12 protein-coding genes are annotated in these 16,209 nt (G+C 58.4%); all 12 read right to left on the bottom strand.

Annotation, left to right across the window (positions count from 1 at the left end; translation table 11 throughout):
- Nucleotides 1-5: 5 nt before the first annotated feature.
- On the bottom strand, nt 6-2,081 hold the full coding sequence (gene fusA / locus ACP90_RS12630) for an elongation factor G (protein ID WP_055654719.1): 2,076 nt from the start codon (nt 2,079-2,081) through the stop codon (nt 6-8).
- Between the two features lie 25 nt (nt 2,082-2,106).
- Nucleotides 2,107-2,577, bottom strand: coding sequence for a 30S ribosomal protein S7 (gene rpsG / locus ACP90_RS12625; RefSeq protein WP_023001588.1), 471 nt, complete (start codon nt 2,575-2,577; stop codon nt 2,107-2,109).
- A gap of 12 nt (nt 2,578-2,589) precedes the next feature.
- Nucleotides 2,590-2,961: a 30S ribosomal protein S12 gene (gene rpsL / locus ACP90_RS12620; RefSeq protein WP_006936459.1), complete on the bottom strand. Its 372-nt coding sequence runs from the start codon at nt 2,959-2,961 to the stop codon at nt 2,590-2,592.
- Nucleotides 2,962-3,638: 677 nt separating this feature from the next.
- Nucleotides 3,639-3,932 (bottom strand): hypothetical protein, encoded by a 294-nt coding sequence (locus ACP90_RS12615; protein ID WP_023001587.1) that lies wholly within the window; start codon nt 3,930-3,932, stop codon nt 3,639-3,641.
- 78 nt (nt 3,933-4,010) lie between these two features.
- On the bottom strand, nt 4,011-8,210 hold the full coding sequence (gene rpoC, locus ACP90_RS12610) for a DNA-directed RNA polymerase subunit beta' (RefSeq protein WP_055654721.1): 4,200 nt from the start codon (nt 8,208-8,210) through the stop codon (nt 4,011-4,013).
- Nucleotides 8,211-8,302: 92 nt separating this feature from the next.
- A complete protein-coding gene (gene rpoB, locus ACP90_RS12605; RefSeq protein ID WP_031269576.1) occupies nt 8,303-12,442 on the bottom strand; it encodes a DNA-directed RNA polymerase subunit beta in 4,140 nt (1,379 codons plus the stop codon).
- Nucleotides 12,443-12,731: 289 nt separating this feature from the next.
- Nucleotides 12,732-13,109 carry a 50S ribosomal protein L7/L12 gene (rplL, locus tag ACP90_RS12600; RefSeq protein ID WP_023001584.1) on the bottom strand — a complete coding sequence of 126 codons (378 nt, stop codon included), beginning with the start codon at nt 13,107-13,109 and terminating at the stop codon, nt 12,732-12,734.
- 60 nt (nt 13,110-13,169) lie between these two features.
- Nucleotides 13,170-13,688 carry a 50S ribosomal protein L10 gene (rplJ, locus tag ACP90_RS12595; protein ID WP_023001583.1) on the bottom strand — a complete coding sequence of 173 codons (519 nt, stop codon included), beginning with the start codon at nt 13,686-13,688 and terminating at the stop codon, nt 13,170-13,172.
- A 323-nt stretch (nt 13,689-14,011) separates the two neighbouring features.
- The gene (gene rplA, locus ACP90_RS12590) at nt 14,012-14,710 is read right to left on the bottom strand and encodes a 50S ribosomal protein L1 (RefSeq protein WP_055654723.1); all 699 of its coding nucleotides are present in this window, start codon (nt 14,708-14,710) and stop codon (nt 14,012-14,014) included.
- Between the two features lie 4 nt (nt 14,711-14,714).
- Nucleotides 14,715-15,143, bottom strand: a complete 429-nt coding sequence (rplK, locus tag ACP90_RS12585; RefSeq protein ID WP_062488535.1) for a 50S ribosomal protein L11 — start codon at nt 15,141-15,143, stop codon at nt 14,715-14,717.
- A gap of 175 nt (nt 15,144-15,318) precedes the next feature.
- Nucleotides 15,319-15,849, bottom strand: coding sequence for a transcription termination/antitermination protein NusG (gene nusG / locus ACP90_RS12580; protein WP_006936469.1), 531 nt, complete (start codon nt 15,847-15,849; stop codon nt 15,319-15,321).
- A gap of 66 nt (nt 15,850-15,915) precedes the next feature.
- Nucleotides 15,916-16,113, bottom strand: coding sequence for a preprotein translocase subunit SecE (gene secE / locus ACP90_RS12575; protein ID WP_006936470.1), 198 nt, complete (start codon nt 16,111-16,113; stop codon nt 15,916-15,918).
- Nucleotides 16,114-16,209 lie beyond the last annotated feature (96 nt).

Genomic DNA, 16,209 nt, shown 5'->3' with positions numbered 1-16,209 from the left:
TGGGCTCAGGCGTATTTCGCCTGAACCTCTTCGGCGACAGCCTGCGGCACCTGCTCGTAGTGATCGAACACCATCGAGTACTGTGCGCGGCCCTGAGACATGGAACGCAGGTTGTTCACGTAACCAAACATGTTGGCCAGCGGGACCATTGCGGTGATGACAGTAACGACGCCCCGGTTCTCCGTACCTGCGATCTGGCCGCGGCGGGAGTTCAGGTCACCAATCACGTCACCCATGTAGTCTTCCGGTGTGACAACCTCGACCTTCATGATCGGCTCGAGCAGTTTCGGGCCGGCCTTGGCAATACCTTCGCGGAAACCGGCACGGCCGGCGATTTCGAAGGCGAGAACCGAGGAGTCAACGTCGTGGTAGGCACCATCGATCAGGGTTGCCTTGATATCGAGCATCGGGAAGCCTGCCAGCGGACCGGAAGACATGACGCTTTCGATACCTTTGGTAACGCCCGGGATGTATTCCTTCGGAATGGACCCGCCGACGATCTTGCTTTCGAAGACGTAGCCTTCGTTCGGCTCGGCCGGCTCGATGACCAGCTTGACGCGAGCGAACTGACCGGAACCACCAGACTGCTTCTTGTGGGTGTAATCCACTTCAGAAACCTTGGTGATGGTTTCGCGGTAAGCCACCTGCGGCGCACCGATGTTGGCTTCGACCTTGAATTCGCGCTTCATGCGGTCGACGATAATGTCCAGGTGCAGCTCGCCCATGCCGGCGATGATGGTCTGACCGGATTCTTCGTCGGTTTTGACGCGGAAGGACGGATCTTCAGCAGCCAGGCGGTTGAGCGCGAGGCCCATCTTTTCCTGGTCGCCCTTGGTCTTCGGCTCGACAGCGATTTCGATGACCGGCTCCGGAAATTCCATGCGCTCCAGGATCACCGGCTTCAGCGGATCACACAGGGTGTCGCCAGTCGTGGTGTCCTTCAGGCCTGCGATAGCAACGATATCGCCTGCATAGGCTACATCGATGTCTTCGCGGGAGTTGGAGTGCATCTGCATCATCCGGCCGACGCGCTCACGCTTGTCTTTCACGGTGTTCAGCAGGGACACGCCCTTGTTCAGAACGCCGGAATAGATGCGGCAGAACGTCAGGGAACCAACAAACGGGTCGTTGGCGATCTTGAACGCCAGCAGGCCGAGCGGCTCTTCGTCGGAAGACTTGCGAATGATTTCGCTTTCGGTCTTCGGGTCGATACCCTTGATGTCCGGAACTTCAACCGGGCTCGGCAGGTAGTCGACAACTGCGTCGAGAAGCGGCTGAACGCCTTTGTTCTTGAACGCGGAACCGCAGAAGACCGGAACGAATTCGGTGCTGATCGTACCCTTGCGGATAAGCTTCTTGAGCGTCTCGATGGAGGGCTCTTCGCCTTCCAGATAAGCTTCCATGACAGCTTCGTCGACTTCGACAACAGTCTCGATCAGAGCGTCGCGAGCTTCCTGAGCGCGATCTACGAGATCGGCCGGGATGTCGACAACGTCCCAGGCAGCGCCAAGGTTTTCGGACTGCCAGATCAGAGCCTTCATTTCCAGAAGGTCGATACAGCCAGCGAATTCGCTTTCAGCGCCAACCGGAAGCTGCATGACCAGCGGAGTTGCGCCGAGGCGTTCCTTGATCATCTTGACGCAGCGATCGAAATCGGCGCCCAGCTTGTCCATCTTGTTGACGAAGATCATCCGCGGGACATGATACTTGTCGGCCTGGCGCCAAACAGTTTCAGTCTGCGGCTCAACGCCAGCGTTTGCATCCAGAAGGGCGACGGCACCGTCGAGCACGCGCAGGGAACGTTCAACTTCAATGGTGAAGTCAACGTGGCCTGGGGTGTCGATAATGTTCAGACGCTTTTCTTTCCAGAAAGCGGTGGTTGCAGCAGAGGTGATCGTGATGCCACGCTCCTGCTCCTGCTCCATCCAGTCCATGGTGGCTGCGCCGTCATGAACTTCGCCGATCTTGTGGCTCTTACCAGTGTAGAAGAGGATCCGCTCAGTCGTAGTGGTCTTTCCAGCATCGATGTGAGCCATGATGCCGAAGTTGCGGTAGTCCTCGATTTTATGCGTGCGCGCCATTGCGTCAGCCCTTCGAAGTCACAAATTACCAGCGATAGTGCGAGAATGCGCGGTTGGCGTCTGCCATCCGGTGCGTGTCTTCGCGCTTCTTGACTGCGGTACCACGGTTGTTTGCTGCGTCGAGCAGCTCGCCGGAAAGACGGTCAACCATCGTGGTTTCGTTACGATTGCGAGCCGCAGTGATCAGCCAGCGAATTGCCAGCGCCTGACGGCGGTCGGTACGAACCTCGACCGGGACCTGGTAGGTCGCACCACCAACACGGCGGGAGCGAACTTCCACTTGCGGCATAACGTTTTCAAGAGCAGCGTGGAACACTTCGATCGGGTTCTCGCGGGTCTTGTTTTCGACGACGTCGAAAGCACCGTAAACGATGCGCTCGGCAGTCGACTTCTTACCGTCGTACATGATGGAGTTCATGAACTTCGTTACGACGATATCCCCGAACTTCGGATCCGGGTTAATTTCGCGTTTTTCAGCGCGGTGACGACGGGACATCTGATGTGCTCCTTACTTCGGCCGCTTCGCGCCGTACTTCGAACGGCGCTGCTTACGATCCTTGACGCCCTGGGTATCGAGCACACCACGGATGATGTGGTAGCGCACACCCGGCAAGTCCTTTACGCGACCGCCGCGGATCATAACCACCGAGTGCTCCTGAAGGTTGTGACCTTCACCCGGGATGTAGCCAATGACTTCGAAGCCGTTGGTCAGGCGGATTTTGGCCACCTTACGCAGAGCCGAGTTCGGCTTCTTCGGCGTCGTCGTGTAAACGCGGGTGCAAACACCACGCTTCTGGGGGCAGGCCTCCATGGCCGGCACCTTGTTCCGCTTCGGCGGATCTTTCCGCGGCTTGCGGATCAACTGGTTGATGGTCGGCATTCTTTGCCCTTTACCTTGTCCATCCAAAAATTCGTATGCAACTGCAGTCCCCCGCTGACCTTGACCCCTCCTCGGCCTGAGCCGTGAAGACATGCAAAATCGCGCCCGCGCGCTCAATGAAGAGCGGCCGGCGCTGCGAAAAACCAGAGGACCACGAGTTACCCCGCGGTCATGCAATCGACGCGTATTCGCCTATATAACCCGGCAGCGTTTAAGTGGACTGGGTCCTGCGCCTTGGTGGCGCTGGACGGGTTCGCACTTACCGCCTGCCCTTGGGATGCGCGGAAACTACTCATATGCACCCATTGCGTCAAGTGCTTTGTCGAAAAAAACAGCGTTTGTGCGGGTTACAGATCCGCCATCTGAATTTCCGACATGATTTCCGCTACTTACCAGCGCCAAACGATAGTTTTCAGCACCTTTTCGGTAATATTATTGCGCTGGCGGATTCCGCATTCCGGCGGAATTCTGAATCAACTCTAACCGGAATGACTCAAATCAGGTCAGATGGGTGGCGTTTGCCAGGTGATCGGGCAACGCAGGCCCTTGATTCATGGGACCGATTCCAGACGGACCCGCCATAAACGCATTCCGGATTCGCCGGCAATAGCCCCTCACCCGCCGATATGCGCCTGATGCACGGCAGGTATTTGCGGGCGAGTGTTCTTCCAGCCTCCTCAGGCCGTGAAAGTCACGATTGCAACGTTTCCGGCAAGCGCATCCTGGTAGGCACCTTCGTAAACCGGATCATCCGGTTCGCCATCCATCACGCCGATCTGGTCGAGCTCGGCTTCCGCAAACCCCTGAGCAGAGAGCGATTCAAGCGTCTTGCGAACCGCGTCGTCGTCATCCGGCGCTGTCAGCAGCGCGTGAATGGTGATGGCGTCATCCGGCGAAGCGTCTTCGTTTTCCCAGACCCTGCCAATGACGATGTAGACCACCGGGTCCAGTTCAAGTTCATTGTCGTTCATATCATCAGGCCTCTTTTGCCTCATTATACAAGAAAGGCCGCCCGAGGGCGGCCTTTCGACAGTTCGACGGGAAACCGATTACTCGGCTGCACCGGTCATATCTTCCAGAAGGCCTTCCGCTGCACTGTCCGAAGACTGCTGACGTTGAGCTTCCTGGATCAGGTCGTCGCGATGCGTCGCGATCTGACGGATCCGCTTCATCACCCCACCGGTACCGGCCGGGATCAGACGGCCGACGATGACGTTCTCCTTGAGGCCGACCAACGGGTCGGTCTTGCCGTTGACAGCCGCATCGGTAAGGACGCGGGTCGTCTCCTGGAAGGAGGCGGCGGAGAAGAACGAACGCGTCTGCAGCGATGCCTTGGTGATGCCGAGCAGAACCGGCACCCCCTTGGCAGGATCGCGTGCATTGTCGATCGCCCGGCGGTTGGCTTCCTCGAAGTCGATCTTGTCGATCTGTTCGCCGGAGAAGAACTCCGTATCGCCCGGATCGGTGATCTCGACCTTCTGCAGCATCTGGCGGACAATCACTTCAATGTGCTTGTCGTTGATGGTCACGCCCTGCAGGCGGTAGACTTCCTGGATCTCGTTGACGAGGTAAGCCGCAAGAGCCTCCACGCCTTTAACTGCCAGGATGTCGTGTGGAGCCGGGTTGCCGTCGAGGATGTACTCACCCTTTTCAATGGCATCGCCTTCCTGAAGATGGAAGTGCTTGCCTTTCGGGATGAGGTATTCGACGGGCTCGACACCTTCTTCCGCCGGCTCGATGATGACGCGACGCTTGTTCTTGTAATCGCGACCGAAGCGGATCGTACCATCGATTTCGGCGATGATCGCATGATCCTTCGGACGGCGAGCCTCGAACAGTTCCGCAACACGCGGCAGACCACCGGTGATGTCCTTGGTCTTGGCACTTTCCAGCGGAATACGGGCCAGAACGTCACCAGCCTTGACCGAAGCTCCCGGCTGAACGGACAAAACCGCGTCAACGGAAAGCATCAGACGGGCATCGGAGCCACGATCGGTCTTGGAAATGCTGCCTTTTTCGTCCTTGACGACGATAGCCGGCTTGAGATCCTGACCACGCTGCGAAGAACGCCAGTCAATGACGACACGCTTGGTGATGCCGGTCGCTTCGTCGGCCGTTTCCTGAACGGACGCACCATCGACCAGATCCTCGAAGTCCACGATACCATCGACTTCAGCAAGCATCGGACGGGTATACGGATCCCATTCGGCAATCCGCTGACCGCGCTTGACCGCATCGCCTTCATCGACATGCAGCTTGGAACCGTAGGCCACACGATGCACGGCACGCTCGTTGCCGTCGCTGTCGATGACAACGATGGACATGTTGCGAACCATGGCAATCAGGTTGCCGTCGCTGTCGCGATTGACCGAACGGTTCCGGATCTTGATCGTGCCGTCGACGTTGGACTCGATGAACGAGCTGTCGACAACCTGTGCGGTACCACCAATGTGGAAGGTACGCATGGTCAGCTGCGTGCCAGGCTCACCGATCGACTGTGCGGCGATGACGCCGACAGCTTCACCCATGTTCACGGGCGTACCGCGAGCAAGGTCACGACCATAGCAGGTCGCGCAGACGCCGGTTTCGGTTTCACAGGTAAGAACCGAGCGGATCTTGATCTGCTGAACCTTGGCAGCCTCGATGGCATCAACATCCTTCTCGTCGATCAGCGTGCCCTTGGGGACAAGCAGTTCGCCGGTCTGGTTGTTGTAGACATCTTCCGCAGTCGTACGGCCCAGAACGCGCATGCCGAGCGAAGCGATGACGTTACCGGCATCGACGATCGGAGCAACGGTGATGCCGCGTGTTGATCCGCAATCCGGTTCCAGGATGATGGAATCCTGGGCGACGTCCACCAGGCGGCGGGTCAGGTAACCGGAGTTTGCGGTCTTCAGAGCGGTATCGGCCAGACCCTTACGGGCACCGTGGGTGGAGTTGAAGTACTCCAGAACCGACAGGCCTTCCTTGAAGTTCGAGATGATCGGGTTCTCGATGATGGAACCGTCCGGCTTGGCCATCAGGCCGCGCATGCCGGCCAGCTGCTTCATCTGCTGGGGCGAACCACGAGCACCGGAGTGCGACATCATGTAGACCGAGTTCATCGGCTTCTGACGACCGGTTTCCTCATCGATCTGGACCGCCTTGATGCGAGCCATCATCTCGTCAGCAATCTTGTCGGTACATTTCGCCCAGGCGTCGACAACCTTGTTGTACTTTTCGCCCTGGGTGATCAGACCGTCGTTGTACTGCTGCTCGTATTCGGTCGCGAGCGACGAGGTTTCGGCCACCAGCTTGTGCTTGGTGTCCGGAATGACCATGTCGTCCATGCCGAAGGAGATGCCGGCGTTACAGGCGTTCTTGAAACCAAGCTGCATGATCCGGTCACAGAAGATAACCGTCTCCTTCTGACCGCAGGCACGGTAAACCGTGTCGATCATCTTGGAGATGTCCTTCTTGGTCATCAGCTTGTTGCAGACCTCGAACGGCACTTCGTGGTGCTTCGGCAGAAGCTCCGCGATGAGCATGCGGCCCGGAGTGGTCTCGATGATTTCGGAAGTCGGATTGCCTTCCGCATCGATGGACCGATACCGGCCTTTCACCTTGGTGTGCAGCGTGATGACCTTGTTGGCCAGCGCATGATGGATCTCACCAGTGTTGCCGAAGACCATGCCTTCGCCCGGCTCACCTTCTGCCATGATGGACAGATAGTAGAGACCCAGAACGATATCCTGCGAAGGAACGATGATCGGGCCACCGTTTGCCGGATGCAGAATGTTGTTGGTCGACATCATCAGCGTACGCGCTTCGAGCTGGGCTTCCAGAGAAAGCGGTACGTGAACAGCCATCTGGTCACCGTCGAAGTCGGCGTTGAAGGCCGAGCAGACGAGCGGATGCAGCTGGATGGCCTTGCCTTCGATCAGGGTCGGTTCGAAGGCCTGGATACCAAGACGGTGCAGCGTCGGCGCGCGGTTCAGGAGAACCGGGTGCTCACGGATGACTTCGTCGAGGATGTCCCAGACTTCCGGACGTTCCTTTTCAACCAGCTTCTTGGCCTGCTTGACGGTCGAGGAGAAACCCTTGGCGTCGAGGCGCGAATAGATGAACGGCTTGAACAGCTCGAGCGCCATCTTCTTCGGCAGGCCGCACTGGTGCAGCTTCAGTTCCGGACCCACGGTAATAACCGAACGACCGGAATAGTCGACGCGCTTGCCGAGCAGGTTCTGACGGAATCGGCCCTGCTTGCCCTTCAGCATGTCGGACAGCGACTTCAGCGGACGCTTGTTGGCGCCGGTGATGACGCGGCCGCGGCGGCCGTTGTCGAACAGGGCGTCAACGGACTCCTGAAGCATGCGCTTTTCGTTCCGGATGATGATATCCGGAGCACGCAGTTCCATCAGGCGGCGCAGACGGTTGTTACGGTTGATCACGCGGCGGTAGAGATCGTTCAGATCGGACGTCGCGAAACGGCCACCGTCAAGCGGTACCAGCGGGCGCAGATCCGGCGGGATAACCGGAACCACGGTCATGATCATCCACTCCGGGCGGTTGCCCGATTCCATGAATGCTTCGATGACCTTCAGGCGCTTGGCAAGCTTCTTCGGCTTCAGTTCGGTGGTCGCCTCGGCGATTTCCTGACGCAGCTTCTCGCTCTCGCGCTCCAGATCCATGCTCATCAGGATCTCGCGGATCGCCTCGGCACCGATCATGGCGGTGAAGGCATCTTCGCCATACTCGTCCTGAGCGGCGATGAAGTCTTCTTCCGACAGAAGCTGGTGCTGCTTGAGCGGGGTCAGGCCCGGCTCGAGAACAACATAGTTCTCGAAATACAGAACGCGTTCCAGGTCCTTCAGCGTCATGTCGAGCAGAAGGCCGATACGGCTCGGCAGGGACTTCAGGAACCAGATGTGCGCAACAGGCGCAGCCAGTTCGATGTGGCCCATGCGTTCACGGCGAACCCGCGACAGGGTGACTTCAACGCCACACTTTTCGCAGATGACGCCTTTGTATTTCATGCGCTTGTATTTGCCGCAAAGACATTCGTAGTCCTTGATCGGGCCAAAGATACGCGCGCAGAACAGACCGTCGCGCTCAGGCTTGAACGTACGGTAGTTGATGGTCTCCGGCTTTTTGATTTCGCCGAAAGACCAGGACAAGATCTTTTCCGGGCTCGCAAGCGAAATCCGGATATTGTCGAAGGTCTGTGCGGGAGCCTGCTGATTGAACAGGTTCATGACCTCATGATTCATGATCCATCTCCTTCGATGCGCGGTGGGGGAGCGAGCTCTTGCGCCCCTCCCCGCAACCGGCATTCCAAGTCATTTGTGGTCCGTAGGCGGGGTTATTCTGCGGCGTCCGCAGTTTCTTCCTCGCCGATCACGGGGACATCGGTTCGTTGCAGTTCAACGTTGAGACCCAGGGACCGCATTTCCTTCACAAGCACGTTGAAGCTTTCCGGAATGCCTGCCTCGAAGGTGTCGTCGCCACGAACGATGGCCTCATAGACCTTCGTACGGCCGGCAACGTCATCCGACTTGACGGTGAGCATTTCCTGCAGCGTGTAGGCTGCACCGTAAGCTTCAAGCGCCCAGACCTCCATTTCCCCGAAGCGCTGGCCACCGAACTGTGCCTTACCACCGAGCGGCTGCTGGGTGACGAGCGAGTACGGGCCAATGGAACGGGCATGGATCTTGTCGTCGACAAGGTGGTGGAGCTTCAGCATGTAGATGTAGCCCACGGTTACCTTGCGGTCGAACTCTTCACCGGTCCGGCCATCGTACAGAACGGACTGGCCGCTCGGGTCGTAGCCGGCAATGTTGAGCGCCTCGACGACATCGGGTTCACGAGCACCGTCGAAGACCGGCGTCGCGATGCTGACGCCTTTCTTCAGCTGCTCCGCCAGGCGTACGATACCTTCGTCATCGTATTCCTTGACGTTGTCGCCCTTCATGTTGTCGCCGTAGATCTCGACAATCTTGCCGCGCAATTCGCCGATCTCACCTGACTTCCTGTACTCGTCGTACATTTCGCCGATCCGGTTACCCATGCCGCGGCAGGCCCAACCCAGGTGGGTTTCAAGGATCTGACCGACGTTCATGCGCGACGGAACGCCGAGCGGGTTCAGCACGATATCGACATGCGTGCCGTCTTCAAGGAACGGCATGTCTTCGCACGGGTTGATCTTGGAGACGACGCCCTTGTTGCCGTGACGGCCGGCCATCTTGTCGCCCGGCTGAAGCTTGCGCTTCACGGCAACGAAGACCTTGACCATCTTCATGACGCCCGGCGGCAGTTCGTCACCGCGCTGCAGTTTCTCGACCTTGTCGATGAAACGCTGCTCGAGACGCTTGCGGCTGTCGTCATACTGACCACGCAGAGCTTCGATTTCGGACATGAACTTCTCGTCGTCGGTGGCAAACTGCCACCACTGCGAGCGCGGGAAGTCGTTGAGAACGTCCCCGGTCAGTACGGTGTCCTTCTTGGAGCCCTTCGGGCCGGCAATGGCGGTCTTGTCCATCAGCATCTCGGCCAGACGGCCATAGACGTTGCGGTCGAGGATCGCCTGTTCGTCGTCGCGGTCCTTTGCGAGACGCTCGATTTCCTCGCGCTCGATCGCCATTGCGCGTTCGTCTTTTTCAACGCCGTGGCGGTTGAAGACGCGCACTTCGACAACAGTACCGGAAACCCCCGGCGGCAGGCGCAGGGAAGTATCGCGAACGTCGGATGCCTTTTCACCGAAGATGGCGCGCAGAAGCTTTTCTTCCGGCGTCATCGGGCTTTCGCCCTTCGGAGTGATCTTGCCGACCAGGATGTCGCCCGGGTTCAGTTCGGCACCGATGTAGACGATACCGGCTTCGTCGAGGTTCTTCAGCGCTTCTTCCGAAACGTTCGGAATGTCGCGGGTGATTTCTTCCGGCCCAAGCTTGGTGTCACGCGCCATCACTTCGAATTCCTCGAGGTGGATGGAGGTGAACACGTCATCGGAGACGATGCGTTCGGACAGGAGGATGGAATCCTCGAAGTTGTAGCCGTTCCAGGGCATGAACGCGACGAGCACGTTCCGGCCGAGCGCCAGATCACCGAGATCGGTCGACGGACCGTCGGCAATGATGTCGCCCTTGTGGATCCGATCACCGACACGCACCAGCGGACGCTGGTTGATGCAGGTGTTCTGGTTGGACCGCTGGAACTTCTGCAGCCGGTAGATATCGACGCCGGACTTGCCCGGATCGAGGTCTTCGGTCGCACGGATAACGATACGGGTCGCATCCACCTGGTCGACAACGCCAGCGCGGCGGGCACCGATGGCAGCACCGGAATCGCGTGCCACGATCGGCTCCATGCCTGTACCGACGAACGGTGCTTCGGCACGAACCAGCGGAACGGCCTGACGCTGCATGTTCGAGCCCATCAGTGCGCGGTTGGCGTCATCGTTCTCAAGGAACGGAATGAGCGCGGCCGCGACGGACACGAGCTGTTTCGGCGAAACGTCCATGAGGTCGACCTTGTCGGACGGAACCATCATGTTTTCACCGGCGTGACGGCAGGTGATCAGCTCTTCCGTGAACCGGCCCTCGTCGTCGTAGACGGCGTTGGACTGGGCCACGTAGTGCTTGGCTTCTTCCATGGCGGAAAGATAAACGACTTCGTTGGTAACGGCGCCGTCTTTCACTTTCCGGTACGGGCTTTCGATGAAGCCGTACTTGTTCACACGGGCAAAGGTTGCCAGCGAGTTGATCAGACCGATGTTCGGGCCTTCCGGCGTTTCAATCGGGCAGATACGGCCGTAGTGCGTCGGGTGAACGTCGCGGACTTCGAAGCCTGCGCGTTCGCGGGTCAGACCGCCCGGGCCAAGCGCCGACAGGCGGCGTTTGTGGGTGACTTCCGACAGCGGGTTGGTCTGGTCCATGAACTGCGACAGCTGCGAGGAGCCGAAGAATTCACGAACGGCAGCAGCAGCCGGCTTCGCGTTGATCAGGTCCTGAGGCATGACCGTGTCGATTTCGACAGAGCTCATGCGTTCCTTGATCGCGCGTTCCATGCGCAGCAGACCGACGCGGTACTGATTTTCCATCAGCTCGCCGACAGAACGAACACGGCGGTTGCCGAGGTTGTCGATGTCGTCGATTTCGCCCTTGCCATCGCGCAGTTCAAGAAGAACCCGGATGACTTCCAGGATGTCGTCCTTGCGCAGCGTGCGAACGGTGTCGGCACACTCCACGTCGAGACGCATGTTCATCTTCACGCGGCCAACGGCGGACAGGTCATAGCGCTCTTCGTCGAAGAACAGCGACTGGAACATCGCCTCGGCGGTATCAATGGTGGGCGGCTCGCCCGGACGCATCACGCGGTAGATGTCAAACAGAGCATCTTCGCGAGACTCGTTCTTGTCGACCGACAGGGTGTTGCGGATATACGGACCGGTGTTGACATGATCGATGTCGAGCATCGGCAGCTCGTGGTAACCACGATCGACCAGTTCTTCCAGCAGCTTGCCGGAAATCTCGTCGCCTGCTTCAGCGTAGATTTCACCGCTCTTCATGTCGACGATGTCTTCAGCCAGGTACTGGCCATGAAGGTCTTCGTCGGTCACTTTCAGGGCGGTGACGCCTTTTTCCTCAAGCTGCTTGATGGTGCGCTGAGTGATCTTGCGTCCACCCTCGATCACCACTTCGCCGCTGTCGGCGTCGATCAGGTCGTAGGACGCCTTGGTGCCCTTCAGACGATTGCCGTCAAACGGCATGCGCCAGGAGCCGTCCTTCTGACGGGTGTAATCGATACGCTTGTAGAACGTGTTGAGGATTTCCTCACCATCGAGACCAAGCGCCATCAGAAGGGACGTAACCGGGATCTTGCGGCGACGGTCGATGCGCGCATGCACGATGTCCTTGGCGTCGAATTCGATATCGAGCCAGGAACCGCGATACGGGATCACGCGTGCTGCGAACAGCAACTTGCCGGAAGAATGGGTCTTGCCCTTGTCATGGTCGAAGAACACACCCGGAGAACGGTGCATCTGGGAAACGATGACGCGCTCGGTGCCGTTGACGATGAAAGTGCCGTTGTCGGTCATGAACGGCATGTCGCCCATGTAGACATCTTGTTCCTTGATGTCTTTCACGGACTTCGCGCCGGTGTCTTCATCGACATCGAACACGATCAGGCGCAGGGTAACCTTCAGCGGAGCCGCGAAGGTCATGTCGCGCTGGCGGCACTCATCGACGTCGTATTTGGGAGCTTCAAATTCGAAGGAAACAAATTCCAGAAGGGAAGTGCCCGCAAAATCGGAGATCGGAAATACGGACTGGAAGACCGCTTCAAGGCCTTCATTCTTGCGGCCACCGCCCGGCATCTCGTCGACCTGCAGAAACTGGTCGTAGGATGCTTTTTGAACCTCGATGAGATTAGGCATAGCCGCGACATCGCGGATCGATCCGAAATATTTACGGACCTTTTTGCGACCGTTGAACGTTTGGGTCATTGTCGCTCCTCGTATCGGCCGGGTAACGGCTTCCCGAAACGCCCCTTTTCCAATCGGGCGAGCGCCCGGGCGCTTCGGAAAACCGTCCCCCCTGGATCAACCTGCTTCAGGTGCCCTCACCTGAAACCAGACAAGTTGACCGGTCTTAGGGGCCTAGAACATCTTCATCTGCCGTCTTGCGAAAGCAGGATGCCCTAGTGGTACGTTTGCCCCGGAAACGGGAAAATCCCGCCGGGGCTAGGTACGGTCCCGGTTTCCCGGGACCGTTCAAAAGGCCGGTAGGCCTTTATTATTTCAGCTCGACAGATGCGCCAGCTTCTTCGAGCTTCTTCTTCAGCTCTTCTGCTTCGTCTTTGCCAACGCCTTCCTTGACCGGCTTCGGAGCGCCTTCGACGAGCTCCTTAGCTTCTTTCAGGCCAAGACCGGTGATTGCGCGGACTTCCTTGATGACGTTGATTTTCTTGTCGCCGGCAGAAGCCAGGATAACGTCAAATTCGGTCTTTTCTTCAGCAGCAGCTGCATCGCCACCACCAGCAGCAACAGCAGCAACTGCGACCGGAGCAGCAGCAGAAACGCCCCACTTTTCTTCCAGAAGCTTGCTGAGTTCAGCAGCTTCCATAACGGTCAGTGCGGACAGTTCTTCAACGAGCTTTTCAAGATCAGCCATTTTTCAGTACCTTAAGTTCGAACCAGTTTTGGTTACGTGAGACAGTGTGTTTTGGACGCCTTATGCGGCCTCGTCCTTCTTGGCGTAAGCGCCGAAGACGCGGGCAAGCTGCCCGGCCGGAGCGTTGACAACCTGTGCAATCCGGGAAGCCGGGGTCTGGATCATGCCAACCAGTTTCGCACGCAGCTCATCGAGCGACGGCATGGTTGCCAGAGACTTGACCCCATCCGGGTTCAGGTTGGTCGAGCCAAGAGCACCACCAAGGATCGCAAACTTTTCGTTTGCCTTGGCGAAATCGACGGCTGCTTTCGGAGCGGCTACCGGATCGTCGGAATGGACGATAACGGTCGGGCCCTGAAACAGGTCGGAGATGTGCTCAAGGTCGGTGCCTTGAAGGGCGAGTTTGACAAGGCGGTTTTTTGCGACTTTTACAGTGCCGCCGGCTTCGCGCACGGATGCCCGCAGTGCGGTCATCTGAGCTACCGAAAGGCCTGCATAGTGCGCGACGACGACAACACCGGTGTTACCCAGCTCGGCGTTGAGGGCCGACACGAACTCGTGCTTTTCCGCTCTTTCCACTTGCCTTCTCCATTTGGCGGCTGTGACGCCGCCGGTTTACCTTGCCGCCTGGCAGATGGTCCCGAACCCGGTACCGCCTAACCTGGCGACGCTCAGGGTCCTGTCCCCTCACCTTCGCGCTAGAAGCGCTCGGCAAGGTCTGGTTCGAACCAGGTTTTCCACCGGATCGGTGGGAAATTCGGTTCTCACCCATCTATGCAGGCCTTGTTTGGCTTAAGCCGGTTTCCCGGCACCTGCAGTCTCGGACAGGGCAACCCGGCAGCAAGCCGCCGGGTCTATTCGGCCTTTCAGCCGAAATCTCGTATCAATCCGGAAAGACCGGATTATTCGCCAGCAACGGTGGCGAGATCGACCTTTACGCCCGGGCCCATCGTGGAGGACACGGCGATGCGCTTCAGGTAGGTGCCTTTTGCGCCAGTCGGTTTGGCTTTCTGAACGGCGTCCAGCAGAGCCTTGACGTTCTGGGTGATCGCCTCTTCAGAAAAGGACACCTTGCCAACGCCAGCGTGAACGATACCGGCCTTTTCGACGCGGAACTGAACAGCGCCGCCCTTGGCGTCGTTGACGGCGGACTTGACGTCCGGGGTCACGGTACCAACCTTCGGGTTCGGCATCAGGCCGCGCGGGCCGAGAACCTTACCGAGACGACCGACGAGCGGCATCATGTCCGGAGTTGCAATGCAGCGATCGAAGTCGATCTTGCCGCCCTGAACTTCCTGAACCAGCTCTTCTGCACCGACGATATCGGCACCAGCAGCCTTGGCTTCTTCGGCCTTGTCGCCGCGAGCAAACACAGCAACGCGAACAGTCTTGCCGGTGCCGTTCGGCAGGATGCACACGCCACGGACCATCTGGTCTGCGTGACGCGGATCAACGCCGAGATTGATCGCAACTTCAACGGTTTCGTCGAACTTGGTCTTGGAACGGTCCTTCACGAGGCCGATGGCTTCGTTCAGGGAATACAGCTTGTTGCGGTCGATACCTTCACGAGCTGCCTGGATGCGCTTTCCAACCTTCGCCATGATCTTACTCCGTTACCTCGAGGCCCATGGAGCGGGCGGAGCCTTCGACCATCAGCATCGCAGCTTCGATGTCGTTGGCGTTCAGGTCCTTCATCTTGGCTTCGGCGATTTCCTTCACCTGCGCCTTGGTTACAGAACCAACCGTGCCACGGCCCGGGGTCTGGGAGCCCTTCGGCAGCTTGGCAGCTTTCTTCAGGAAGAAGCTGACCGGAGCCGTCTTCACTTCGAACGTGAAGGACTTGTCGGAGTAGTAGGTGATCACGGTCGGGCACGGTGCGCCCTTTTCAGCATCCTGCGTGGCGGCGTTGAAGGCCTTGCAGAATTCCATGATGTTCAGACCACGCTGACCGAGCGCCGGACCAATGGGCGGCGACGGAGTAGCGGAACCTGCCGGCACCTGAAGCTTCAGGAAACCTTCGATTTTTTTCGCCATGTTTCTCTCCAGTCATTAACAGCTGAATGGCTCTTCAGCTGATTGGGAGTTGGTGGTTCGGCCCTGTTGGAACCCGGCGAAGAGTTCCGGAACCTTCCACCCTTTCATCCCGGATGCCGCATCCTTGTGGACACTGCGACCGGGCTCTCAAGCCACCCCTCGGGGCAGCAAACGATCAGAGCTTGTCGACCTGACCGAATTCCAGTTCCACCGGCGTTGCACGGCCGAAGATGGACACGGCCACCTTCAAACGCGCACGCTCGTCATCCACTTCCTCGACAAGGCCGGAGAAGGACGCGAACGGACCGTCGGAAACACGCACCTGCTCGCCAACCTCGAAAGTCACGGACGGCTTCGGCCGGTCCACGCCTTCCTGCACCTGGTTGATGATGCGCATTGCTTCTTTTTCCGGGATCGGCATCGGCTTCTGATCCGCGCCCAGGAACCCGGTTACCTTCGGCGTATCCTTGATGAGGTGGAAAGCCTCGTTGGTCATTTCCATCTTCACCAGGACGTAGCCCGGGAAGAACTTGCGCTCTGCATCGACCTTGCGGCCACGGCGCACTTCAACGACCTTTTCCATCGGAACGAGAATCTCTTCGAACAGGTCGGACAGACCCTTCTGCTCGGCCTTTTCGCGGATGGACTCGGCGACCTTCTTCTCGAAATTGGAGTAGGCGTGCACAATGTACCAGCGCTTGGCCATGGATCTCAGTTCCGTTTCTTGTTCTTTGTCTTCAAACCGGACAGTCGCCCGGGCGGCTGACTGAAATTAGCCGCCGACACCCAGAAGATAGCCGATCCCGAAGCCCATCAACTGATCTGCCACGAGAAAAAAGATCGCCGCGATCACAACCATGATGAAAACCATGACAGTGGTCACTGCTGTTTCTTTGCGCGTCGGCCAAGTTACCTTGGACGTTTCCGCGCGTACTTCCTGGATGAATTTAAAGGGATTGGTCTTCGCCATTCCGATTCCGGTCTGTTAAATACGAGTGGGCGCGCGAAAAACTTCGCGCGCCTCACTCGAGGAAACTCTTTAAGCCCTCGAGGCAGATTAATCAAG

This window comes from Labrenzia sp. CP4 (assembly GCF_001579905.1).
Lineage (GTDB): Bacteria > Pseudomonadota > Alphaproteobacteria > Rhizobiales > Stappiaceae > Roseibium > Roseibium algicola.
Note: the sequence above shows the minus strand (reverse complement) of the source record. Positions and strands in the feature narration are given on the sequence as shown.

What these genes read in the sequence shown, in the direction of transcription:
- fusA (WP_055654719.1), bottom strand. Translation starts at nt 2,081, where the DNA reads ATGGCGCGCACGCATAAAATCGAGGACTACCGCAACTTCGGCATCATG.
- rpsG (WP_023001588.1), bottom strand. Translation starts at nt 2,577, where the DNA reads ATGTCCCGTCGTCACCGCGCTGAAAAACGCGAAATTAACCCGGATCCG.
- rpsL (WP_006936459.1), bottom strand. Translation starts at nt 2,961, where the DNA reads ATGCCGACCATCAACCAGTTGATCCGCAAGCCGCGGAAAGATCCGCCG.
- ACP90_RS12615 (WP_023001587.1), bottom strand. Translation starts at nt 3,932, where the DNA reads ATGAACGACAATGAACTTGAACTGGACCCGGTGGTCTACATCGTCATT.
- rpoC (WP_055654721.1), bottom strand. Translation starts at nt 8,210, where the DNA reads ATGAATCATGAGGTCATGAACCTGTTCAATCAGCAGGCTCCCGCACAG.
- rpoB (WP_031269576.1), bottom strand. Translation starts at nt 12,442, where the DNA reads ATGACCCAAACGTTCAACGGTCGCAAAAAGGTCCGTAAATATTTCGGA.
- rplL (WP_023001584.1), bottom strand. Translation starts at nt 13,109, where the DNA reads ATGGCTGATCTTGAAAAGCTCGTTGAAGAACTGTCCGCACTGACCGTT.
- rplA (WP_055654723.1), bottom strand. Translation starts at nt 14,710, where the DNA reads ATGGCGAAGGTTGGAAAGCGCATCCAGGCAGCTCGTGAAGGTATCGAC.
- rplK (WP_062488535.1), bottom strand. Translation starts at nt 15,143, where the DNA reads ATGGCGAAAAAAATCGAAGGTTTCCTGAAGCTTCAGGTGCCGGCAGGT.
- nusG (WP_006936469.1), bottom strand. Translation starts at nt 15,849, where the DNA reads ATGGCCAAGCGCTGGTACATTGTGCACGCCTACTCCAATTTCGAGAAG.
- secE (WP_006936470.1), bottom strand. Translation starts at nt 16,113, where the DNA reads ATGGCGAAGACCAATCCCTTTAAATTCATCCAGGAAGTACGCGCGGAA.